The sequence below is a fragment of the Streptomyces sp. LARHCF249 genome (assembly GCF_052871255.1).
In genome coordinates this window covers 138,497-162,226 of the sequence record NZ_JBIXJQ010000015.1, presented here as the reverse complement: position 1 = coordinate 162,226, position 23,730 = coordinate 138,497, and the positions used below count along the sequence as shown (strand labels likewise).

General features: G+C 73.4%; 15 protein-coding genes. 5 read left to right on the top strand and 10 right to left on the bottom strand.

The genetic code is table 11. The features are described 5' to 3' along the window. Positions 1–20 precede the first annotated feature (20 nt). The 4 genes from ACIPUC_RS33060 to eccD form a co-directional block, all read right to left on the bottom strand. Entirely contained in the window at positions 21–1,400 is a 1,380-nt protein-coding gene (locus tag ACIPUC_RS33060) for a M16 family metallopeptidase (RefSeq protein WP_446594068.1), read from the bottom strand. Beyond that, on the bottom strand, positions 1,397–3,619 hold the full coding sequence (locus tag ACIPUC_RS33055) for a polyribonucleotide nucleotidyltransferase (protein ID WP_446594081.1): 2,223 nt from the start codon (positions 3,617–3,619) through the stop codon (positions 1,397–1,399). Before ACIPUC_RS33055 ends, ACIPUC_RS33060 begins: the two co-directional genes overlap by 4 nt. 303 nt (positions 3,620–3,922) lie before the next feature. After that, the gene (gene rpsO / locus ACIPUC_RS33050; protein ID WP_007266917.1) at positions 3,923–4,210 is read right to left on the bottom strand and encodes a 30S ribosomal protein S15; all 288 of its coding nucleotides are present in this window, start codon (positions 4,208–4,210) and stop codon (positions 3,923–3,925) included. 171 nt (positions 4,211–4,381) lie between these two features. Continuing rightward, positions 4,382–5,899 (bottom strand): type VII secretion integral membrane protein EccD, encoded by a 1,518-nt coding sequence (gene eccD, locus ACIPUC_RS33045; RefSeq protein WP_446594067.1) that lies wholly within the window; start codon positions 5,897–5,899, stop codon positions 4,382–4,384. A gap of 197 nt (positions 5,900–6,096) precedes the next feature. On the opposite strand from eccD, the gene eccCa reads away from it, so the two are divergent. Continuing rightward, positions 6,097–10,065 carry a type VII secretion protein EccCa gene (gene eccCa, locus ACIPUC_RS33040; protein WP_446594066.1) on the top strand — a complete coding sequence of 1,323 codons (3,969 nt, stop codon included), beginning with the start codon at positions 6,097–6,099 and terminating at the stop codon, positions 10,063–10,065. A gap of 77 nt (positions 10,066–10,142) precedes the next feature. Continuing rightward, the gene (locus ACIPUC_RS33035; RefSeq protein WP_446594065.1) at positions 10,143–10,388 is read left to right on the top strand and encodes a DUF397 domain-containing protein; all 246 of its coding nucleotides are present in this window, start codon (positions 10,143–10,145) and stop codon (positions 10,386–10,388) included. Between the two features lie 88 nt (positions 10,389–10,476). Here the strand turns inward: ACIPUC_RS33035 and ACIPUC_RS33030 are convergent, their stop codons facing one another. The 4 genes from ACIPUC_RS33030 to eccB all read right to left on the bottom strand — a co-directional run bounded on the left by ACIPUC_RS33030 (position 10,477) and on the right by eccB (position 14,240). Further along, on the bottom strand, positions 10,477–10,785 hold the full coding sequence (locus tag ACIPUC_RS33030; RefSeq protein WP_362302782.1) for a WXG100 family type VII secretion target: 309 nt from the start codon (positions 10,783–10,785) through the stop codon (positions 10,477–10,479). A 42-nt stretch (positions 10,786–10,827) separates the two neighbouring features. Next, on the bottom strand, positions 10,828–11,178 hold the full coding sequence (locus ACIPUC_RS33025) for a WXG100 family type VII secretion target (RefSeq protein WP_446594064.1): 351 nt from the start codon (positions 11,176–11,178) through the stop codon (positions 10,828–10,830). A gap of 213 nt (positions 11,179–11,391) precedes the next feature. Beyond that, on the bottom strand, positions 11,392–12,639 hold the full coding sequence (mycP, locus tag ACIPUC_RS33020) for a type VII secretion-associated serine protease mycosin (protein ID WP_446594063.1): 1,248 nt from the start codon (positions 12,637–12,639) through the stop codon (positions 11,392–11,394). Between the two features lie 11 nt (positions 12,640–12,650). Continuing rightward, the gene (gene eccB / locus ACIPUC_RS33015) at positions 12,651–14,240 is read right to left on the bottom strand and encodes a type VII secretion protein EccB (protein ID WP_446594062.1); all 1,590 of its coding nucleotides are present in this window, start codon (positions 14,238–14,240) and stop codon (positions 12,651–12,653) included. Between the two features lie 276 nt (positions 14,241–14,516). Between eccB and eccE the strand changes: the two genes are divergently transcribed. The 3 genes from eccE to ACIPUC_RS33000 all read left to right on the top strand — a co-directional run bounded on the left by eccE (position 14,517) and on the right by ACIPUC_RS33000 (position 18,829). After that, on the top strand, positions 14,517–15,791 hold the full coding sequence (gene eccE / locus ACIPUC_RS33010) for a type VII secretion protein EccE (RefSeq protein WP_446594061.1): 1,275 nt from the start codon (positions 14,517–14,519) through the stop codon (positions 15,789–15,791). Then, positions 15,788–16,486 carry a hypothetical protein gene (locus tag ACIPUC_RS33005; RefSeq protein ID WP_446594060.1) on the top strand — a complete coding sequence of 233 codons (699 nt, stop codon included), beginning with the start codon at positions 15,788–15,790 and terminating at the stop codon, positions 16,484–16,486. The genes eccE and ACIPUC_RS33005 overlap by 4 nt, the downstream gene beginning before the upstream one ends. A 174-nt stretch (positions 16,487–16,660) precedes the next feature. Beyond that, positions 16,661–18,829: an SCO5717 family growth-regulating ATPase gene (locus ACIPUC_RS33000; protein WP_446594059.1), complete on the top strand. Its 2,169-nt coding sequence runs from the start codon at positions 16,661–16,663 to the stop codon at positions 18,827–18,829. Positions 18,830–18,910: 81 nt separating this feature from the next. Here ACIPUC_RS33000 and ACIPUC_RS32995 read toward each other — a convergent pair whose 3' ends face one another. Both ACIPUC_RS32995 and ACIPUC_RS32990 read right to left on the bottom strand, forming a co-directional pair. Beyond that, positions 18,911–19,867 (bottom strand): bifunctional riboflavin kinase/FAD synthetase, encoded by a 957-nt coding sequence (locus tag ACIPUC_RS32995; protein WP_446594058.1) that lies wholly within the window; start codon positions 19,865–19,867, stop codon positions 18,911–18,913. A 142-nt stretch (positions 19,868–20,009) separates the two neighbouring features. Continuing rightward, positions 20,010–23,471 carry a serine protease gene (locus ACIPUC_RS32990; protein WP_446594057.1) on the bottom strand — a complete coding sequence of 1,154 codons (3,462 nt, stop codon included), beginning with the start codon at positions 23,469–23,471 and terminating at the stop codon, positions 20,010–20,012. Positions 23,472–23,730 lie beyond the last annotated feature (259 nt).

Here is a 23,730-nt window from a genome sequence, read left to right as displayed (position 1 = left end):
TTCCTTACGTGCGTACGGGACTAGGCGACCGCTTCGTCGAGGCGGGCTGCCTGCTTCTCCTTCAGCGGGCCGATCGCCGCGAGCGAGGGCCGCTGGGCCAGTACATCCTGTGCGACCGCACGGACGTCGTCCGGGGTCACGGAGGCGATCCGGGCCAGCATGTCGTCGACCGACATCTGATCGCCCCAGCACAGCTCGCTCTTGCCGATGCGGTTCATGATCGCGCCGGTGTCCTCCAGGCCGAGGACGGTCCCTCCGGAGAGCTGGCCGATGGCCCGCTTGATCTCCTCGTCGCCGAGTCCGTCGGAGGCGACCTTGTCGAGCTCCTCGCGGCAGATCCGGAGCACGTCGTGGACCTGGTTGGGGCGGCAGCCCGCGTAGACGCCGAAGAGGCCGGTGTCGGCGAAGGCCGAGGTGTACGAGTAGACGCTGTAGGCCAGGCCGCGCTTCTCCCTGACCTCCTGGAAGAGGCGGGAGGACATGCCGCCGCCCAGGGCGGTGTTCAGCACGCCCAGCGCCCAGCGGCGCTCGTCGGTGCGGGCGATGCCGGGCATGCCGAGGACCACGTGGGCCTGCTCGGTCTTGCGGCCTACCAGGTCGACGCGGCCGGAGGTGCGGATGCGCCGGATGCCGGTGCGCGGGCCGATCGGCTCGGCGTCGGTGCGGGTCAGCGCGCCGGCCTTCTCGAAGGCGGCGCGGACCTGGCGCACGACCTTGTTGTGGTCGACGTTGCCGGCGGCGGCCACCACGAGGTGGGTCGGGTCGTAGTGCTTCTTGTAGAAGCGGCGGATCCGGTCGGCGCCGAGCGCGTTGATCGTTTCCACGGTGCCGAGGACGGGCCGGCCCAGGGGGGTGTCCCCGTACATGGTCTGCGCGAACAGGTCGTGGACCATGTCGCCCGGGTCGTCCTCGGTCATCGCGATCTCTTCGAGGATGACTCCGCGCTCGGCGTCGACGTCCTCCTCGCGGATCAGCGAGCCGGTGAGCATGTCGCAGACCACGTCGATGGCCAGCGGCAGGTCGGTGTCGAGCACCCGGGCGTAGTAGCAGGTGTACTCCTTCGCCGTGAAGGCGTTCATCTCCCCGCCGACCGCGTCGATCGCGGAGGAGATGTCCAGGGCGCTGCGCTTCTCGGTGCCCTTGAAGAGGAGGTGCTCCAGGTAGTGCGTGGCGCCGTTCAGCGTGGGCGTCTCGTCACGGGAGCCGACGTGCGCCCAGATGCCGAAGGTGGCGGAGCGGACGGAGGGCAGCGTCTCGGTGACGATGCGCAGTCCGCCGGGCAGGACGGTGCGCCGGACGATGCCGATGCCGTTCTGCCCCTTGAGAAGGGTTTGGGTACGTGTGACGGCCCGCCCCTCCGAAGAGGGGCGGGCCGTCACACGGGAACTACGCGACATCACTTGTCGGAGTCGTCCTTGTCAGCGTCATTGTCGGCGGTCTCGCCGTCGATCACGGGGACCAGGGAGAGCTTGCCGCGGGAGTCGATCTCGGCAATCTCGACCTGGACCTTGGTGCCGACCGCGAGCACGTCCTCGACGTTCTCCACGCGCTTGCCACCGGCGAGCTTGCGGATCTGCGAGATGTGCAGCAGGCCGTCCTTGCCGGGCATGAGGGAGACGAAGGCACCGAAGGTGGTGGTCTTGACGACCGTACCCAGGTAGCGCTCGCCGACCTCCGGCATGGTCGGGTTGGCGATCGAGTTGATCGTGGCGCGGGCGGCCTCGGCGGCCGGGCCGTCGGAGGCACCGATGTAGATGGTGCCGTCGTCCTCGATCGTGATCTCGGCGCCGGTGTCCTCCTGGATCTGGTTGATCATCTTGCCCTTGGGGCCGATGACCTCACCGATCTTGTCCACCGGGATCTTGACGGTGATGATCCGGGGGGCGAACGGGGACATCGCGTCCGGCGTGTCGATCGCTTCCATCATCACGTCGAGGATGTGGAGGCGGGCGTCGCGGGCCTGCTTGAGGGCCGCGGCCAGGACGGAGGCCGGGATGCCGTCCAGCTTGGTGTCCAGCTGGAGCGCGGTGACGAACTCCTTGGTGCCGGCGACCTTGAAGTCCATGTCGCCGAAGGCGTCCTCCGCACCGAGGATGTCGGTGAGGGCGACGTAGTGGGTCTTGCCGTCGATCTCCTGGGAGATCAGGCCCATGGCGATACCGGCGACGGGGGCCTTGAGGGGCACACCGGCGTTCAGCAGCGACATGGTGGAGGCGCAGACCGAGCCCATGGACGTCGAACCGTTGGAGCCGAGGGCCTCGGACACCTGGCGGATCGCGTACGGGAACTCCTCGCGGGTCGGGAGGACCGGCACGATCGCGCGCTCGGCGAGCGCGCCGTGGCCGATCTCGCGGCGCTTCGGCGAACCGACGCGGCCGGTCTCGCCGACGGAGTACGGCGGGAAGTTGTAGTTGTGCATGTAGCGCTTGCGGGTCACCGGGGAGAGGGTGTCCAGCTGCTGCTCCATGCGGAGCATGTTGAGGGTGGTGACGCCCAGGATCTGGGTCTCGCCACGCTCGAACAGCGCCGAGCCGTGCACGCGCGGGATGGCCTCGACCTCGGCGGCGAGGGTACGGATGTCCGTGATCCCGCGGCCGTCGATGCGGACCTTGTCCTTGATGACGCGCTCGCGCACCAGGGCCTTGGTCAGGCTGCGGTAGGCGGCGGAGATCTCCTTCTCGCGGCCCTCGAAGGCCGGGAGGAGCTTCTCGGCGGCGATCTCCTTGACGCGGTCCAGCTCGGCCTCGCGGTCCTGCTTGCCCGCGATGGTCAGCGCCTGGGAGAGGTCACCCTTGACGGCGGCCGCGAGGGCCTCGTACACGTCGTCCTGGTAGTCCAGGAAGACCGGGAACTCGCCCTCGGGCTTGGCGGCCTTGGCGGCCAGGTCGGCCTGGGCCTTGCAGAGGACCTTGATGAACGGCTTCGCGGCGTCGAGACCGGCCGCGACGACCTCCTCGGTCGGCGCCTCGGCGCCGCCCTTGACGAGGGCGATGGTCTTCTCGGTGGCCTCGGCCTCGACCATCATGATCGCGACGTCGCCGTCCTCCAGGACGCGGCCCGCGACGACCATGTCGAAGACGGCGTCCTCGAGCTCGGTGTGCGTCGGGAAGGCCACCCACTGGCCGCGGATCAGCGCGACGCGGACGCCGCCGATCGGTCCGGAGAAGGGCAGGCCGGCCAGCTGGGTGGACGCGGACGCGGCGTTGATCGCGATGACGTCGTACAGGTGGTCCGGGTTGAGCGCCATGATCGTGGCGACGACCTGGATCTCGTTGCGCAGGCCCTTCTTGAAGGACGGGCGCAGCGGGCGGTCGATCAGGCGGCAGGTGAGGATCGCGTCCTCGGAGGGCCGGCCCTCGCGGCGGAAGAAGGAGCCGGGGATCTTGCCGGCCGCGTACTGCCGCTCCTCGACGTCCACCGTCAGGGGGAAGAAGTCGAGCTGGTCCTTGGGCTTCTTCGACGCGGTGGTGGCGGAAAGCACCATCGTGTCGTCGTCCAGGTAGGCAACGGCGGAGCCGGCGGCCTGGCGGGCCAGACGGCCCGTCTCGAAGCGGATGGTGCGGGTGCCGAAGGAACCGTTGTCAATGACGGCCTCGGCGTAGTGGGTCTCGTTCTCCACTAGCGTTTTCTCCATTTTCGTCGTCTCCGTCCGCCGCCCGTGTGGCGGTGGACGGTGCGGAGAAGCGCGCCTTGGGTGCGGGCCGGTCTTCGATCGAAGCACCCGGTTCGGTGCCCGTGGGGCATTCCGGGTGCCACTACCGAGGACCGGCGGCGTAGGGAGGGCGCTCCTCCTCTTCAGTTGTGCGCGTCTGACTCAGCCGCGCACGTACGTCTTTTCCAGACTACAAAGGGTCCGGTCCGGTCCGCACGTACAGCAAAGGGAGCGGCCCCCGGATGTGGGAACCGCTCCCTCCACAGCGCTTTACTTGGCGCCGGCCGCACCGCGGCGGATGCCGAGGCGCTCGACCAGCGTACGGAAGCGCTGGATGTCCTTCTTGGCCAGGTACTGCAGCAGGCGGCGACGCTGGCCGACCAGGATCAGCAGACCACGACGGGAGTGGTGGTCGTGCTTGTGCGTCTTGAGGTGCTCGGTCAGGTCCGAGATGCGGCGGGACAGCATGGCGACCTGGACCTCGGGGGAGCCGGTGTCGCCCTCCTTGGCACCAAACTCTGCGATGATCTGCTTCTTCGTAGCGGCGTCGAGCGGCACGCGTACTCCTCGTTTAGGTCTTCGTTGCCACCGAGTGCCCCAGGTCGAATTCTCTGGGGATCTTCCGTAACTCGGGAGGCGGGGTCCGCTGAGCGCAGCCTCCAGAGAGTTCCGGGGGCGCGTACACAAACGGCCGTCGCACAGCGTACCAGGCTGCCGGGTCGCGGCGTCTCAGCTGGTGAGAGCGCGGGCCCGGGAGTAGACGTCCAGCACGGCCAGGGCCAGGGGGACCAGGCTGAGCAGGACCGCCGCCTCGGTGAGGTCGAGCAGCCTTCCCCAGAAGGGTGACAGGCCCTTGCGGGGGATGACAAGCGCAATACCCGCGAGGAGGGCCGCGCCGGCGGCGACGGCGGCGGTCAGCCAGATCGTACGGAGGTCCAGGCCGCTGTGGTCCTGCTTGCGGACCAGGGCCTCGATCAGCTCGGCCGGCGGGTGCAGGGCCAGGCCCAGGATCAGCAGGGCGACGGCGACGAGCCCGGCGGCCAGGGCGCACACCACCTGGGAGGTGTAGCGGAAGAGCCGGGCGCGCAGCAGCATGGCGAGGCCGGTGGCGAGGGCCAGCAGCCGGCCCCAGGTGTTGTCCGAGAAGCCGAGGACCGCGGCGGCCCCCACGGCGACCGCGGCGCAGCCGCCGACCAGGCCGAGCAGCATCTCGTGGCCGCGCCGGGCCTGGGCGGCGATCGCCTCGGCGTCGAGCGGGGCGCCCTGGTCGTGCTGGTCGCTGCCGGACTGGTCACCGTACGGCTCGGTCTCGTAGCGGTCCGGGGTCGCCGTGTGCTCGATGTACTCATCCGCGGCGCTCTGCGGGGCGGCGTAGCCGATGGGCAGGCGGGCGAAGCGGGCGGAGAGGCCGGGCAGGAAGGCGACGAGGCCGATGGCGACGGGTGCGCAGGCGGCGGCGGTGGCGGTCGCGGAGGCCTCGGTGGCGATGGCCGTGAAGGTGGCCAGGGTGCCGGTGGCGGCGACGAAGGTGGCCGCGACGAAGGGGGCGTCGCCGCTGGGGGTGAGCGCGACCAGGGCCACGGAGGCGACCAGGACGCACACGCAGCCCAGCAGGAACTGGAGCCGGCCGGGTCCCTGGCCGGCGGCGGGGGCGATGATCCCGCTGCCTGCGATCAGCAGGTGCGGGAGGGCGCTGAGGCCGAGGGCGACGGCGGAGCCGCGGTCGCGGTAGACACGGGCGCGGACGCTGGCCACGGCGGTGAGCAGGACGCCGACGGCGGCCGCGATGATCCCGGGCAGGCCGTGCATGTCGTGGCGCAGGGGGTCGGCGTACCAGAGGACGAAGCCGAGCATGACGAGGAGCAGTGCGGCTCCGGCGAGGCCGGCGCCGCGCAGCATGTCGTCGCTCCAGCGGTGCCGGTCGCGGACCACGGCCGAGGCGACGGCGTCGGAGACGTCGTCGAAGACGGCGGGCGGCAGGGACTCGGCGAAGGGGCGCAGGCTGAGCACCTCGCCGTCGAGGACCTGCTGGGCGGCGAGGGTGCGGGCGCCGTCGAGGACGGTGCCGGAGCGGCGTACGAGGTGGAAGCCGGTCGGGGCGCCGACGGGCTGGGTCTGGCCGGTGAGGCGCAGCAGCTCGGGGTAGACGTCGGCGACGGCGATGTCCTCGGGGAGGGCGACGTCGATCCGGCTGTCCGGGGCCACGACGGTGACCCTGCAGAAGCCCGTCGTTGCGGCCGTACTCACCTGTGTGACCCCCCCGTGTAGGTGCCCGCGGCGGCGGGCGATTCGCGGATGCGCATACTGCGCGCGTCACCCTACCGGGCGCTTGCCCGACTGTCGGCAAGTAGGATCACCGACGCGTGGAGGAGACCCCCTCCGCGCCCGGGACTTGGGGGCGCCGGATGCGGTGTCCCGTCCGTTTTCGAGGGATTGATGCTCCGGTGAGCCAGATCGTCGTCAAACGACCGCCGCGGTCCCTGCCGCCCGAAGTGCCTTCGGACGAGCTGCGGCTGGAGGCGCCGCCGGAGCTTCCCCGGGGGCAGCAGGAGGGCATGCTGATGCAGCTCCTGCCGATGCTCGGAATGGGCTCCTCCGCGGTGTTCTTCTTCATGCCGGGCGCCGCGCCGTTCATGCGCATCATGGGTGTGCTGATGCTCGCGTCGACGGTGGCGATGGTCGTGGCGCAGCTGGTGCGGTACCGCCGGGGTACGCAGGGGCAAATGGCCGATGTGCGCCGGGACTATCTCAAATACCTTGCGCAGACGCGTCGTCAGGTACGCCGGACCGCGCGGGCGCAGCGCGACGCGCAGTTGTACCTGCACCCGGCTCCGGACCAGTTGTGGTCGGTGGTGGCCGAGGGGTCGCGGCTGTGGGAACGGCGGGTCGGCGACCCGGACTTCGGCCAGGCGCGGCTCGGGCTGGGCTCGCAGCGCCTGTCGACTCCGCTGGTGGCGCCGGACACGGCGCCGGTGGACGAGCTGGAGCCGCTGACGGCGGGCGCGATGCAGCGCTTCCTGAAGGTGCACTCCTCGCTGGACGGGCTGCCGATGGCGGTGTCGATCCGGGCGTTCTACCACGTGACCGTGTCGGGCGAGCCGGAGTCGGCGCGCGGTACGGCGCGGGCGCTGGTGGCGCAGCTGGCGACGCTGCACTCCCCCGAGGACCTGGTGGTGGCCGTGGTGGCCGCGCCGGGCGCGGCGGCGTCGTGGGACTGGACGAAGTGGCTGCCGCACACGCAGGTGCCCGGGCAGGTGGACGGGGCCGGTACGAAGCGGCTGTTCGGCGACGACCTGGGTGAGCTGGAGGGGCTGCTGGCGCCCCGGCTGGAGGGGCGGCCGCGGTTCAGCCGTGACGTGTCCCCGGTGCTGGACCAGCCGCACCTGGTGGTCGTGCTCGACACCAACTCGCCTCGCGGTGGTCTGGTGCCGCCGGACTCGGTGTTCGCGGCTGCGGAGGGTTTGCAGGGCGTCACCATCGTCGAGGTGGTCGCGGGCGAGCTGGACGAGCCGCGCGGCGGGCTGTCGGTCGTGGTGCGGCCGGGCCGGCTGCGCCTGGAGTCGGGCGCGGGGGTCGCGTACGAGGGCGCGCCGGACACCCTGTCGCTGCCCGCGGCGGAGGCGCTGGCCCGTCAGCTGGCCCCGCTGCGCACCGGCGGCGGGGACGATGACGAACCGCTGCTGGCGAACCTGGACTTCACGGACCTGCTGAACCTGGGGGACGCGGCCGCGGTGGACGTGGCCCGCACCTGGCGGCCGCGGTCGGCCGGTGAGCGGCTGCGCGTGCCGATCGGTGTCGGCGAGGACGGCGCCCCGGTGATGCTGGACCTCAAGGAGGCCGCGCAGGAGGGCATGGGCCCGCACGGCCTGTGCGTGGGTGCGACGGGTTCGGGCAAATCGGAGCTGCTGCGCACGCTGGTGCTGGGTCTGGCGGTCACGCACACCTCGGAGACGCTGAACTTCGTCCTCGCCGACTTCAAGGGCGGCGCGACCTTCACCGGCATGGGGCAGATGCCGCACGTGGCGGCCGTCATCACCAACCTGGCGGACGACCTCACGCTCGTGGACCGGATGGGCGACTCGATCCGCGGCGAGCTGCAGCGCCGGCAGGAGCTGCTGCGCGCGGCGGGCAACTACGCGAACATCCACGACTACGAGAAGGCCCGCGCGGCGGGCGCCCCGCTGGAGCCGCTGGCCTCGCTGGTGCTGGTCATCGACGAGTTCAGCGAGCTGCTGACGGCGAAGCCCGACTTCATCGACATGTTCATCCAGATCGGCCGGATCGGCCGGTCGCTGGGCGTGCACCTGCTGCTGGCCTCGCAGCGCCTGGAGGAGGGCAAGCTGCGCGGGCTGGACACGTACCTCTCGTACCGGATCGGCCTGCGGACCTTCTCGGCGGCGGAGTCGCGGACGGCGATCGGCGTGCCGGACGCCTACCACCTGCCCTCGGTGCCCGGTTCGGGCTACCTGAAGTTCGGTACGGACGAGATGACGCGCTTCAAGGCGGCGTACGTCTCGGGTACGTACCGCTCGGGCGGGCCGGACCTGTCGGTGGGCCTGTTCCCGGTGGAGCGGCGGCCCGCGCTGTTCACCGCGGCTCCGGTGCCGGTGGTGTACGCGGCTCCGGACCCGGCGTACCTGGCGGCGCAGTCGGCGCGGGAGGACGACGCGCTCGCCGACACGGTGCTGGACGTGATCGTGAGCCGGCTGGAGGGGCAGGGCGTGCCGGCGCACCAGGTGTGGCTCCCGCCGCTGGACCAGGCTCCGCCGCTGGACCAGTTGCTGCCGGCGCTGGCGCCGAGCGCCGGGCGCGGACTGCACGCGGAGGGGTACACGCGGCCCGGCGGGCTCGTCGTACCGCTCGGCCTCATCGACAAGCCCTTCGAGCAGCGGCGCGAGGTGCTGTACCGGGACTTCTCGGGCGCGGCGGGCCACATGATGGTGGTCGGCGGTCCGCAGTCGGGCAAGTCCACGCTGATGCGGACGCTGATCTCCTCGTTCGCGCTCACCCACACGCCGCGCGAAGTGCAGTTCTACGGACTGGACTTCGGCGGTGGCAGCCTGTCGTCGGTCGCCGAGCTGCCGCACGTGGGCGGGATCGCCTCGCGGCTGGACCCGGAGCGGGTACGCCGTACCGTCGCGGAGGTGGGGGGCATCCTCAACCGCCGCGAGGAGTTCTTCCGCTCGAACAACATCGACTCGATCGGCACCTACCGGCGTCGGCGGGCGGCGGGCGAGCTGCCCGGTGAGCCGTGGGGCGACGTGTTCCTGGTCGTGGACGGCTGGGGCGGTTTCCGCGGCGAGTACGAGGGCCTGGAGCAGGTGGTCACGGACATCGCGGCCCGCGGTCTGGGCTACGGCATCCACGTGGTGATCACCGCGGCGCGGTACATGGAGGTGCGCGCGGCGCTCAAGGACCAGATGCTGAGCCGCCTGGAACTGCGGCTCGGCGACGTCATGGACTCGGAGTTCGACCGGAAGGTCGCGGCGAACGTCCCCACCGGGATGCCGGGCCGCGGCCAGGTGCCGGAGAAGCTGCACTTCCTGGGCGCGCTCCCGCGGATCGACGGCTCGCACGACGCGGCGGACCTGTCGGAGGCCACGGCGGCGTTCGTGGACGCGGTGAAGCGGCACTGGGCGGGGCCCGCGGCTCCCGGGGTGCGGCTGCTGCCGCGGCTGCTCCACGCCGACCAGCTGCCCAGGGGCGGGGACCAGCCCGCCCGCGGGATCGCGATCGGCATCGACGAGACGGACCTGGAGCCGGTGTTCGTCGACTTCGACACCGACCCCTTCCTCCTCGTCTTCGGCGAGAGCGAGTCGGGCAAGACGAACCTGCTGCGGCTCATCGCCCGGCAGATCTCGGAGCGTTACGCGCCGGAGCAGGCTCGCCTGGTGGTGGGCGACTACCGGCGGAGCCTGCTCGGGGCGCTGCCGGAGGCGCACCTGCTGGAGTACGCGCCGATGGCGAGCTCGCTGCAGATGCACATGGAGGCGCTGGGCGGGGTGTTCGCCCGCCGGCAGCCGCCGAACGACGTCACTCCGCAGCAGTTGCGCGACCGCAGCTGGTGGACGGGGCCGGACGTGTTCATCATCATCGACGACTTCGACCTGGTGGCCACGAGCCAGGGCAATCCGCTGGCGCCGCTGGTGGAATTCCTGCCCTTCGCCCGGGACACGGGCGTGCGCTTCATCATCGCGCGGAACTCGGCGGGTGCGTCGCGGTCGATGTACGAGCCGTTCATGCAGCGGATCAAGGAGCTGGGCGCGCAGGGCGTCGTCCTGTCAGGCGACCCCTCCGAGGGCGACCTGATCGGCAACGTGCGGCCGCGTCCGATGCCGCCGGGCCGGGCGTACTTCGCCTCGCGCCGGCGGGGCACCTCGCTGGTGCAGCTCGGGCGGATGCCGGGGATGTGAGCAAACCTGTCCCCTCGGGCGGCGCAGGGCCGATAATCGGCGGTGAAGACGGCGCCACCGAGGGGAAAGGCCGCACCATGGGCACCCAGCAGGAGAAGGACGAGCTGTACGCGCTCGACATCAGCGGCGTGGAGTGGGAGGGCCCGCCCGGGAGCAGCCCCGACGAGGAGCGGGTCGAGATCGCCCGGCTGCCCGAGGGTGCGGTGGCCATGCGGTCCTCGCTGGACCGGGACACGGTGCTGCGGTACACCGCGGCCGAGTGGGAGGCCTTCGTGCTCGGAGCCCGCGACGGCGAGTTCGACCTCGACCGCCACCGGCCCTGAGGCGACGGGGCGCGACGGCAGTACGCGGCGAAGGGGCGCGCCCGGTGCGGGCGCGCCCCTTCGGCACGTACGGGCTGGGTGCCGGGGCTCAGTAGGCCTCGGTGAACAGGCGCGAGGCCTTCACGTCGGTGGCGCGGTAGTCGCCCTTGCCCTGCTCGATGAGCTTGGCGACCGTCTCCAGCTTCTTCTGCATCTCGTCGGCGATGCGCTTGTACTTGGTCTGGAGGGTCACGTACTCGCGGTGCGCCTCACCGTCCCAGGTGTCGGTGACCACCTTCACGGCCTGCTCCATCTCGGCCAGGTCCTTGATGATGTTGTTCGACACGACGCGGATGCGGTCCGCCATCTGCTGGACGGTTTCGTACCGTACCCGGGTGTTGCCGTCGTTTCCGGACATGCTCTTCTCCTTCGCTCTGGTGGTGGCTGGGAACGACGCGGGTCAGATGCCGTCGAGGCCGGAGCGGGGGCCGCCCGTGCCGCCGCCGGAGGGGGCCACGGCGCGGAAGGCAGCACGCACGTCCTCGTCCTGGGCGTTGCTCAGGTTCTTGGTCTGCGAGACGGCGTTGTGCAGTACGCCGAGCAGCCGGCGGATCTCGTCGTGCTCGACGTTGAGGTCCGACTGGGCCTTGGCGAATCCGGCGGCACCGACACCGGTCCAGCCGGCGCTGACGGTGGCGATGATGTCCGCCAGCTCGCGGGCCTGGGTGGTGACGGCGTTGGCCGTCTCGGAGATCCTGTTGGCCGCCTTGACGACCGGATCGTCCGCGAGTCCGAAGGTGTTCGTGGTCATCCGATGCTCCTCACTTCTCAATTCGCCGGCAGAACCGGCGGATTGCGTGGCGGAGCGGACGTTCCCAGCGCGGCGTTGAATCACGCGCCCCGGACATCCCCCTCCGCTTCACGCGATCCCCCGATCACATTCGTGAAGCCTGCCGTCACTCTAGTCAGTTCCGCCTCACGGCCCAACACCAGTGGGTTGCTTCCGTAGATGAACTGTGACCGTTCACTGCAAACGGCGTCGGCGGTTCCGGGCATCCCGGACGATGGTCGCCGTCCCCGTGATGACGGCGATCAGGACGGCGCCGATGCCGAGAGCGTACGTGCCGAACCGCTCCTCCCGCTCCTGGGCCGTCTCGGTGACCTGGAGCGGGGCCGCCTCCGGGGCGGCGGCCGGCGGTGGGCCGGGGTCCGGGACGGGCGCCTTCGGGGCCTCGCGGTCCTGGCTGAGCGCGCGCACCGGGTCGACGATGCCCCAGCCGACGTAGTCGTCGCGGCCCTTGACCGAGCGTTCGGCGGTGTTCTGGATCTGCCACACGATCTGCTGCGCCGACCAGTCCCCGTGCTTGGCGCGGAGCAGGGCGGCGACCCCGGCGACGTACGGGGCGGAGAAGCTGGTGCCGTTGTCGATGCACTGGCCGAAGCCCGGGACCGTGGACACCATGTCGACGCCGGGCGCCGCAACCCCGATGAAGTCGCCGGGCTGGGAGAACGCGGCCCGCTCGTTGTTGCGGTCCGAGGCGCCCACGGCGAGCACGCCGGGGAAGGCCGCCGGGTAGGTCTTGCGCTTCTCGCCGCTCATGCCGTCGTTGCCCGCCGAGGCGATCACCACGACCTTGGCGTCGATGGCCTTCTGCACCGACTTGCCGAGCTCCGAGTCCGCGGTCAGCGGCACGTCGGTGTCCTGGGAGATGTTGATGACCTGGGCGCCCTTGGCCACCGCGTGGTCGATCGCCTGGCTCAGCGAGAGGGCGTTGCCCTTGCCCTGCCCGTCGTTCTGCCGGATCGGGATGATCGTGGCGTCGGGGGCCAGGCCGACGAAGCCGGTGCCCTCCTGGGGGCGGGCCGCGATCAGGCCGGCGACCTTGGTGCCGTGGCCGACCGTGTCGGTGGTTCCGTCGCCGCCCTTGGGGTCGATCAGGTCCTTGCCGGCGCCGATGTCGAGGGCGCCGCTCAACTGCGGGTTCGCCCGGTCCACACCGGTGTCGATGACCGCGACGCGGACGCTGTTGCCGTTCTTGTCCTTGCCCTTGGTGTGGGCCCACAGCTCGTCGAGGAGGAGCCGCTGGAGGGCCCAGGGGCGGTCCTCGATCTGCTTCTTCATGGGGAAGGTGCACTCGCCGGCGCCGTCGGGGCGCAGGGTGTACGGGGGCTCGGGCGCGGCGGAGGCTGCGGGCGTGGCGGCGCAGACCCCGGCGAGGGCGAAGGCGGCGACGGCGAGCGGAGCGCACCGCCGCCACGGGAGCTGGGTCATCGGCGGCTACCTCACGAACCCTGCGGCTGGCGGGCGGAGTTGGTGTCCAGTCGCGGACCCTTGGAGAGGAACTCCGACCAGGCGATGGGCACCATGGCCGGGGTGACGCCCGCGTAGCCGAGCCGGATCTGCGCCTGGCTGGGTTCGGGGACGCCGGCGGCGCCGCCCGTGCCGCCCTTCGCCTGCTGGTCGGGGGCCCCGATCTTCGACTGCTCGGCGTCGCTGTCGCCGTTGGCCTGGACGGCGTAGCGCAGGCCCGTGTCGGTGACCAGGAAGAGGGAGCCGCCGGCCGTGGTCTGCCTGCCCTGGATCTGCGTGTAGAGCAGCCCCGAGCCCGGGGTGACGTACGCGCTGGTGCCGCTGGCGGTGATGTCGATGGGGAAGCCGGTGCCGGCCCAGGTGCTCAGGGTCTGGTTGCCCTGGCCGTCGACCGTGCGCAGGACGTTGCAGACGGTGTCGCGGCCGCCGGGGCCGCCGGCCTGGGCCGCGGCTGCCGGTGCGCTCTGGTTGACCCGCTCCGCCTTCCGCTGCGGCCACTTGACGTCGCCGCCGAACGGCGCGGGGTCCGGGCTGAGGGCCTGGAGGTCGACCTCGCGGGCCTTGCCGTGCATGTTGAGGCCGTCGGTCGCGGGTGCGGAGATCAGCAGCCACGCGACGAACTCGGAGACCGGCGCGACCTTCCCGGGCAGGACGACGTAGTGCTGGGTGCCGGAGCCCGTCTGGGCGCTGAGCACCATGCCGACCTTGTTGTCGGCGGTCACCAGGCCCTTGACGTCGGCGTTGGCGCCGGCCTTGCCGGGCAGCTGCGGGAAGGACAGGTCGTCGCCGGAGTTGAGGGTGGCCAGCCACTGCTCGGTGACCGGCTGCGGGGTGGCGCCGGTACCGACGAGGGCGTTGGTCATCGTGCCCGCGGCCGCAGTGCCCTCGGGGAACTTGTACTTCGTACCGGTCGCGTCGACCAGGTAGCGCTCCTTGCCCGCGCCGGTGCTCTGCACGTACAGCATCTGGGTGTCGGTGAGCCTGCGCCCGTCGTCCGTCAGGTGCGCCTCGCGGTCGGCGAGCACGAAGGCGGCGGTCTGCACCCCGCGGTTGTTGCCGCCGGGCTGCTGGCAGACGGCCCAGCGCTTGGCCTTCGCCGCGTCCTCCTTGGCGGGGAGCCGGTCGGGGGCGTACGGGATGCCGATGATGGGGCCGCGCGGCGGCTTGCCCGCGTCCAGGACCTTGTCGTCGACCTGGACCACCTTGAACTTCGAGGGATCCAGCAGCAGTCGGGCGGAGGCGAGGTTCAGGACCGGGTGCAGGCGGGTCTGGTCCTTGCCGTTCACCTTCGTCGTCAGGACCACGTAGCGGGTCGTCGACTGCTTGCCGACGATCACCTGGGTTCCGGGGTCCGCCCAGCCCTTGGGGGCGGTGGGCTTGAACATGCCCCAGGCGCCGAAGGCGGCGAGCACGACCGCGGCGACGATCACGCCCGGGAGGACCGCGCGCAGCGGACGCGGAGCGCCCTCCTCGGTGCCCGTCGCGGACGGCTGGAGGAACGCGGCCACCGTGCGCCGCTTCGCAAAGGTGTACGCGTTGAGCTCATCACGTCGTGATGCCATGACCGCCTGCTTCTCCCCGCACGGCCCGGTCGGTGAGTACGGTCCCCGAGCCTCGTTTGTCGGACCGGGCACCTACTATGCCTCTTGACCGACGGTATGCAGGGGCCGGGTAGGGTGAGGCTGCCTCTCAGCGCCTTCCGCACCGCAGCATTCAAGGGTCATCAGGGCATCAGGGCTTGTTGGGGTGGATTGGGGAGATTCCGGGGCCGTGCGCCTGCCGTCGCGCCGGGCCGGAACTCACGGGGTCTGGCCCTGGAAAGGGGAAGTGCGCGAGTGATGGCCACGGCAACGCAGCCGCAGACCGGCGCGGCCGCACCCGCACGCGGCGGGGTGACGCCGCATCCGAAGTCGAGCTCCGGCCGCTTCGGCCCGTTCCGATTGCAACAGCTCGTACTGCTCCAGGTGGCCGCGGCCGTCCTCCTGGTGGCCTGGGTGGTCGAACCGATGCTGCTGGTTCCCGCCGGCGCCCTCGCGCTCGTCCTGGTGATGCTCGCGGTCGTGCGCCGCCACCAGCGCTCCCTGCCCGAGTGGATCGCCGGTGCGCTCGCCCTGCGCGCACGGCGCCGCCGGGCCGCGTCCCTCACCGTGCCCGCGGGCACGGAGCCCGGGCTGGCCCCGCTCGTCGAGGCCGATCCGGCGCTGCGCACCCTCACCTTCAGCGACCGCGACCGGCGGCCGGTCGGCATGGTCGGCGACGGGACGTTCCTGACCGCGGTCGTCCAGGTGGACACGGACGCCACCGCGCTGCGGCCCGACCGGGGGGCGCGGCCGCTGCCGCTGGCCGTCGTACGGGACATCCTCGAAGTGGACGGCATCCGGCTGGAGTCCGCGCAGCTGGTGCAGCACACCCAGCCCGCGCCGGCCCCGCACCTGCCCGCCCAGTCGATGGCCACGCGCAACTACGCGCCGTTGCAGGCCCGGACCGGCACCCCGGCGGTGCGGCTCACCTGGATCGCGCTCAAGCTCGACCCGGAGCTGTGCCCGGAGGCCGTCACCGCGCGCGGCGGCGGGCTGGCGGGTGCCCAGCGGTGTGTGGTGCGGGCGGCCGACCAGTTGGCGAGCCGGCTGGCCGGGGCCGGGTTCAAGGCCACCGTGCTGACCGAGCAGGAGCTCACGGCGGCGCTGGCCACGTCCTCGTGCGCGAACCCGATGGCCATCACCCAGGCCGGGCGGTCGGCCAGTACGGGACGGCGTACGGAGGAGACCCCGCGGACCTGGCGCTGCGACGACCGGCGGCACACCACGTACTGGATAGGACGCTGGCCGCAGCTGGGCGGCGCCGGGGCGGCTCCGCTGCCGCAGTTCGTGGCGCTGCTGACCTCGCTGCCGGCCCTCGCGACGAACTTCAGCCTGACGATGGCCCCGGCGGAGCGCCAGGGCGTGACGCTGACCGGGCACGTCCGGGTGACGGGGCGCAGTGACGAGGAACTGGTGGCCGCCCGGCGGGAATTGGAGCGGACGGCGCGCGGCGTGAAGACCGGGCTGATCCGGCTCGACCGGGAACAGGTACCGGGGCTGCTGGCTTCACTGCCGCTGGGGGGTGCGCGATGAGGGGCGGTTTCGGGCTGGTCGGCCCGCGGCGGGAGCGCCATGTGGTGCCCGCCGTGGACCTCGACCTCCTCTCGCTGCCCGTCGGGGACGACGGGGTCGTCATCGGCGTGGACGCCGAGGGGCGTTCGGCGGTGCTCGGCGTCAACCGGCCGACCCCGTACGAGGTGACGCTGATCGGCGGCCTGTGGACGGCGCAGGTGCTGGCGCTGCGCGCGGCGGCCACCGGCGCCCGCGTGGCGGTGGAGACCGGGCGCGCGCACGTGTGGGCCGGGCTGGCCCGGTCGGCGGGCGGCGGGCAGCAGTGCGTGACCCTGCACGAGGTGGGCCGGGTGCCCCCGCAGGGCGCTTCGGCGGGCAGCCCGGTGCTGGTGATCCGGGACTGCGGGATGCGGCCGCCGCGCGGGCGCGTGGTGGCCGGGCCCTGGCAGTCGGTGCTGACGCTGCTGCCGTATCTGAGCCCGACGGCGCCGCGGTTGCTGCAGCAGTCGTCGCTGGTGGGCGTGCAGCGGGTGTCGCCGGACGAGGCGGAGACGATCGGCCGGCTGATGAGCTTGCCGCGGCCCGCGGTGGATTCCCTGCCGACGCTGGGCGACGGGGTGACGCTGTGGTGCACGCCACGGGACCGGCAGTTCGTGATGACGCAGGGGACGGAAGCGGAGACGGGCCTGTTGGGCGCGGCCCGGCGGATCGACTAGGCGCGGGATGATGCGGCAGTGCGGCGGGGCGCCGGGCCCGGGGGCCTTCCCGGAGACCGCTTGGCAGGGCAGGGCAGACGGGGGCGGACACCGGTACCGGGCCGCGATTAGGCTGAGCGTGGGCGCGGCGCAGAGGTGGGCGCCGGACCAGTGTTCGACAGACCAGGAGGACCAGTGAACGGCGATCGGAACGAGAGGCGCGGCGGGACGTGGGACGTCCCGACGGACGATCAGTCCGACGCGGAGCCCGAGCTGACGGGCGAGTTCACCATCGACTACACCCCGCCGGCCTGGTACACGCAGGGCGCGGCTCCGGCCGCGCAGGTACCGGGGCTGCCCGAGGGCAGCGGCTTCGAGCCCCACCGCCCGGCGGACGTGGCCTCGCCCCCGACGATGCGGACGGCTCCGCCGGCCCCGCGTTCCCCGTCCGACGGCGCGGGCCTGCCCATCCCTGTGCCGCCTCAGGCCCAGGCCCAGACTCCGGCTCCGGCTCCAGCTCCGGTCGAGCCCCCGGCTCCGGTCGACGCGGCCCCGCCGTTCCAGGCTCCGCCCCTGAGTCCGGTCGAGGTTCCGGCGTTCCGCGCCCCGGCGCTGCCGCCGGCCGAGGCCGAGGCCCCCGCACCGGCCGCTCCCCCGGCACCGGCGGAGATCCCGGCCCGGGTCGAGGCACCCGCGTATCCGGCTCCGGCGGAGGCGCCCGCGCCGTTCACGCCCCCGGCACCGGCGGACACCCCGGCGCCGGTCGAGCCTCCCGCGTACCAGGCACCGGCACTCCCCCCGGCCGAGGCCGAGGTGCCCGCGCCGTTCGCTCCTCCGGCTCCGGCCCGGGTCGAGGCACCCGCGTACCCGGCTCCGGCGCTGCCGCAGGCCGAGGCCGAGGTGCCCGCGCCCGCCGTGGAGCAGGCTGCGCCGGTCAGCCCTGCGGACGTACCGCACGCCGGCGCCGAGAACCCGTTCGGGGGACCCGGTGGCCAACTGCCGTCGCAGCCGCCCGCGTTCGCGGCCTCGGACGATTACACGTTCCAGCCGCCCGCTCCGGCTCCGGCTCCGGTCTCCCCGGCCCCGGCCCCGGCCCCGGTGCCGCAGCACGATCCCCGCTCCGGCGCCCAGTGGCCCACGGGACCGCAGCAACAGCATCCGCAGCCCCCGCAGCAGCACGACCCCCGCTACTCCGGCCAGCCGGCCGGCGGGGCGCCGCTGGGATACACGGCCGCCGTCGAGCTGTCCTCCGACCGCCTGCTGCGCAACAAGCAGAAGCCCAAGAGCAACAACAACAACGGCGGCGGCCGGTTCCGCTTCGGCGGCAAGGCGGCCGAGGCCGAGCGCCAGCGCAAGCTGGACCTGATCCGCACCCCGGTCATGTCCTGCTACCGCATCGCCGTCATCAGCCTCAAGGGCGGCGTCGGCAAGACCACGACCACCACCGCCCTCGGCGCCACCCTCGCCACCGAGCGCCAGGACAAGATCCTGGCCATCGACGCGAACCCCGACGCCGGAACCCTCGGCCGTCGCGTGCGCCGCGAGACCGGGGCCACGATCCGGGACCTGGTCCAGGCGATCCCGTACCTGAACTCGTACATGGACATCCGCCGGTTCACCTCCCAGGCGCCCTCCGGCCTGGAGATCATCGCCAACGACGTGGACCCGGCCGTCTCGACGACCTTCAACGACGAGGACTACCGCCGCGTCATCGAGACGCTCGGCCGCCAGTACCCGATCATCCTGACCGACTCGGGCACCGGCCTGCTCTACTCCGCCATGCGCGGAGTCCTGGACCTGGCCGATCAGCTCATCATCATCTCGACCCCGTCCGTGGACGGCGCCAGCAGCGCCAGCACCACCCTCGACTGGCTGTCCGCCCACGGGTACGCCGATCTCGTCTCCCGCTCGCTCACGGTCATCTCGGGGGTCCGCGAGACCGCCAAGATGATCAAGATCGAGGACATCGTGCAGCACTTCGAGACCCGCTGCCGCGGCGTCGTCGTGGTGCCGTTCGACGAGCACCTCGCGGCCGGCGCCGAGGTCGATCTGGACATGATGCGGCCCAAGACCCGCGAGGCCTACTTCAACCTCTCGGCCCTGGTGGCGGAGGACTTCCTGCGGGCCCAGCAGCAGGCCCCGCAAGGCCACTGGGGAGCCCCGCAGCAGCACCAGCAGCACCACCCCCAGCCGCAACAGCAGCCGCCGTACGGCCAGCCCCAGGGCCAGCCCCCGTACCAGCAGCCGCCGCAGCAGCCGTACGCCCAGCCCTACCCGCAGCCCGGCCAGCCCTGGCAGCAGCCGGCCCCGCCGCAGCAGCAGCCCCAGCAGCCGCAGCCGCCGCGGGACCCGCGCCTCGGCTGACCCGCCGACAGCAGGAAGGGCCCGTACCACCTCCGGAACAGGGGGCGGTACGGGCCCTTGCCCGTCACTGCGCCGTCGTCGTCAGCGCGCCGCGTCGTACGCGTCCGTCAGCACCCGCGCCCGCTTCACGTCGTCCGCCATCGCCTCCAGCAGCCCGTCCAGCGACTCGAACCTGGCCATCCCCCGCACGTACGCGAGGAAGTCGACGGCAGCGTGCTTCCCGTACAGGTCCAGCCCGATCCGGTCGATCGCGTACGCCTCCACGGTCCGCTCGGTCGCGTCGAACTGCACGTTCGTGCCCACCGAGATGGCCGCGGGCATCCGCTCGCCGTCGGCCGTCAGCCAGCCCGCGTACACCCCGTCCGCCGGGATCGCGGTGTGCGGCGGCGTCTCGACGTTCGCCGTCGGGTACCCGAGCTCGCGCCCGCGCTGCGCACCGCGCACGACCACGCCCTCGACCCGGTGCGGGCGCCCCAGGATCTCGGCCGCGCCGTCCATGTCGCCCTCGGCCACCAGCCTGCGGGCCAGCGTCGAGGAGAACGGCACGCCGCCGCCCGCCTCGCCGCGCTCGACCAGGTCCACGACCTCGACCTCGTAGTCGTACGTACCGCCCAGCTCGCGCAGGAAGTCCACGTTCCCCGCGGCCCGGTGGCCGAAGCGGAAGTTGGGGCCCTCGATGACGGCCCGCGCGTGCAGCTTGTCGACGAGCACCTTCACGATGAAGTCCGCCGGGGACAGCTTCGAGAACTCCGCCGTGAACGGCAGGATCAGCAGCGCGTCCACGCCCAGCCCGGCCATCAGTTCGGCACGCCGGTCGTACGGGGCCAGGATCGGCGGGTGGCTGCCGGGGCGGACGACCTCGCTCGGGTGCGGGCTGAAGGTGACGACGACGGACGGGACGCCGAGCTCGTGGGCCTTGGCCACGGCCCGTCCGATGATCAGCTGATGACCCCGGTGCACACCGTCGTAGGAGCCGATGGTGACGACGCTGCGTCCCCAGTCCTGGGGGATGTCCTCCAAGCCACGCCAGCGCTGCACTGTGACCGCTCCTCGCCCGAACCTGTGTAGGCCTTGTACTGATTGCCGATTACAGGTCTAAGACTGCCATGCCGGTGCCCGCGGCCACGCATCGGCGTCCGCGTGGGACCGGCGCCCCCGCCACCGCCGCTCCGCGTTCACGTCACGTCCCGAGCGGCCTGCTCAGGGTCTCCACGGTCCGGCGCGCGCTCGCGCCCAGCAGGGCCGCCGCCTCCGGCCCCGCCTGCGCCAGCCAGCGCGCCACGAGCGCCCCGAAGGCCGGGTCGGACCGGGCCAGCTCCACCGTCCGCCGCTCGAACACCGCGGGCCCGCCGGGAGCCCCGAGCAGCTGCCGCCCGGTGCGCCGCAGCAGCTCCCTCGTACGGTCTTCCGGGCGCGCGGCGGCCCCGGCCGCGACGGCCCCCAGGAACGCGTCGAGCACCCACGGGTCCGTCTCCTTGCGCAGCAGTACGTCGGCCAGCTCGCCCCGCAGCGCGTACGAGGGCTCCGAGCCCGGCGCGGCCAGTACGGCGGCCAGCTCGGCCCGTACCGCCGCCGGGGCGGTCCGCAACAGGTCCAGCACCAGCGGGCGCAGGACGGGGCCGGCGGCCGGGCCCTGCTCCAGGCGCCGGTCGACGAAGGCGGCGGCGTGGGGCGCGTCCTCGGGACGGCGTGCGAGGTGCTCCCGTACGAGGTCCCCCGCGCGCCGGGCCAGCCCGGGCGTCGTCAGAGCGGCCAGGGCCCGCACCACCTCCCCGTCGGCCCGGGCCCGCAGCGCGTCGAACACCGCCTCGGGGTCGGGCAGTACGGGCAGGGCCGCGACCAGCGCCGCCGCGGGGAGCCGGGGGCCGTGCTCGGGGGCGCGGAAGCAGGCGAGGGCGTCGGGCAGGTAGCGCCCGCGCACCTGGGGGTCGCGGAGCAGCGTGGCCAGGGCGCTGCCGTGCAGGGCGGCGGCGTCGGGGCGGGCCAGCAGCGCCTGGGCGGCGTGGCGCAGCAGCTCGCGGTCGGCGGGGGTGCGCACGTGCGGAGCGGCGGCGAGGCCGTACGCGGCGGCCGCGACCCGCCGCCCGGGCCGTTCGTCGTGGGCCCAGCGGTGCACCGCCCGGCACATCGCGGAGGGCTCCTCCTCGGCCAGTACGTCGAGCAGCTCGTCGGCGCGGGGGTGCGCGGCGGTGACGAGCGCCTCGGCGAGGTCGTCCAGGGCGAGGCGGCGGTGGGTGTGCAGCAGGGCCTGGGCCGCGGTGGCGACGGTGGCCCCGGGCCGGCCGCGCAGCCGCCGCTCGTCGGTGAACCAGGCGCAGATCAGGGGCTGCGCGAGGCGGGGGTCGCGGGCGAGCCGGCGGGCCGCGGCGTCGAGGTAGCGGTCTGCGGGCACGGCCTCGGCGGGGTCGGCGGGAAGCAGCCGGCGCAGGAGGTCGAGGCGGTCGGGCTCGGGCAGCCGGAGCCGGTTCCAGAACCAGCCGCCGAACTCGCCGGGGCCCGCGCGGGCCACGTGCTCGGCGAGGGCGTGCAGGACGGGCAGGTGGGGGTGGGCGTCGGGCGTCCGCAGCAGGGTCTCGCGCAGCAGCCGGGCGGCCCACCAGACCCGGTCGGGCCCGGTCGTGCCGGGCCCGCCCTCGGCGAAGGTGTTGAGCCGGTGGACCAGGCGTTCGAGCTCGCCGCGCAGGCTCTCGGCGGGCAGTCTGCGCAGGGCTTCCAGGACGGGCCCGATCCGGTGCCGGGGCACGGGGAGGCCGGGCCCGGCAGGCCGGTGGACGAGGGAGGCGAGGGCAGTGGGGACGTCCAGGTGGAAGGCCTGGATCCAGTCGGACAGCTCCTCGTGGGCGAAGCGGTAGCCGGGTCCGGCGGGAACCAGCAGCCCCTCGGTGAGCACGGCGGAGGCCCAGCCGGTGCGCCAGGGGAACAGCTCCTCGAAGTCGGCCCGGGCGAGCGCCCCCTGCCCGGGCCCCAGGCAGCGCCGGGCGGCCTCGTGGACCCGGCCGGCCACGCGGGCGGCGAGCCGCCGCACTCCGGGGCCGTGCACCCGGGCGCCCCCGGCGCCCGCGGCCTGGTCGGCGGCGATGCGGACGGCGGCGCGCAGGCACAGCAGGTCCAGGTGGGCGGCGAAGACCTCGTCGCGGCCGGGGCGGCCTGCCGTGACCTCGGCGGCGCGGATCCCGGCGAGCAGGCGCAGGGTGAGCGGGTGCCGGGCGTCGGCGTCCCGGACGGCGCCCTCGGGGATGCCGAGGCGGGCCCGGGCGGTCTCGGCCTCGGCGGCGGTGAGGTCGCCGAGCGGGAGGGCGGGCGGCAGCCGCTGCGCCGGGCGGGCGGGGGTGTGGAGCACCTCGGGCGGGCAGAGGGCCCCGGCCCGCTCCCAGTGCTCGGGCCGGGCGGCCACGGCCAGCCGCGCCCCGGCCGCGCGCAGCCATCCGACGGTGGCCTCGGTCCAGGGGCCCAGGCGGTGCGCGAGCTCCGGCGGCATCTCCTCGGGGGCGTCGAGCACCACGAGCAGGGGCCGCCCGGCCGCTGCGGCCACCCGTGCCACCTGGTCGGCGCCGGCGGGCGCGGCGACGGGGGCGTGAGCGGGGGCTGCCGCAGCGGGTGCCACGGATCCGGTGTCCGCGCCGGCGACAGCGGGCCGGTCCCCTGCGACCGGTCCGGCGGCAGCGGCCGGTCCCGCGGCGGTGACGATCCGGCCCGCCGACGCCAGTGCCCGCGTCACCGCGTCGGCCAGCGAGGCGTCCCGGCCGGTCAGGTCGGCGCCGCGCAGCCACACCGTCGGGGCGGGCCGGGCCCCGCGGGCCCGGCGTACGGCCAGGGCCGCGAGCGCGGTGGTGCGGCCGGTGCCCGGTTCGCCGACCAGGCCGAGGACGAGGCGGTCGCCCGCGGTGAAGGCCTCGAGTTCGGCGGTGGTCCCCGGTCGCTCCACGGGGTCGAAGCCGGGCTCGGCCCCGGACGGGGGGAAGGCCGCGCCCACGGTGGTCCCCGTCAGTTCGAGGACCCCGGCGAGGTTCAGGTCGGCCCCGTACGCGGGCACGGTCGCGGCGTTGCGTTCCAGCAGCGCGGCCAGCGGACCGGCCGGGTCGGCGACGGCCGCGGCGCGCAGGGCCACCGCGAAGCCCCCCGACCGGTGTTCCGCCCGCAGCGCGGTGCCCAGGACGGCGAGCACCGCTCCGGTCTCCGCGTCGAGGACCGGGCCGCCGCACGCCTCCCCGCCCTGGCTCAGCGCGTCGCGCCCGTCCGTTCCGATCGCCAGCTCCATCGCGGCGCACGCGGGCACGGCGTGCGGCCCGCCCGCGGCCGGGTAGGTGACCTCGGCGCCCCCGAGCACCCGCGCCTGCCGCCATCCCCGCGCGGGCAGCCGTACGTACGTCCCCGGAGCGATGGCCTCGCGCATCGCGACCGGCAGCGGCCGCACCCCCAGGCCGTCGGTCCGTACGAGCGCCAGCGCGAGCCCCGGCAGGGCGGTCACGTCTCCCGCTTCGGCCAGCCAGGTCCGTCCGGCCGGGCCGGGCGCGTGCAGCACGACTTCGCCCAGTCCGTCGACCGCCTCGTGGCTGGTGACCACCGTCCCGCGGTCGTCGGCGACGAATCCACTGCCGCGTGGCCGACCGGCGAGATCGCAGATCGTGACGAGCTCCGCCATGGCCGCACCATTCCCCCGCAACGCCCCGTGCTCACGACGGTAGGCAGGTGAAGATCAGCACGAAAAGCACGTGAGGCGAACGCGCCCCCTTACGCTCCCTCCATTCACTCCGAGCGCCTGCTCGGACGGGTGAATATCGGGGTCCGGGTGGATAGAGACCTACCCGAGGGGGGTCGTGGGGGGGGGGGGGGCGGGGGGGGGGGGGGCGGCCCCCCCCCCCCCCCCCAACCGAGGCAGCCAGAGGGAAGCCCGGACCCCG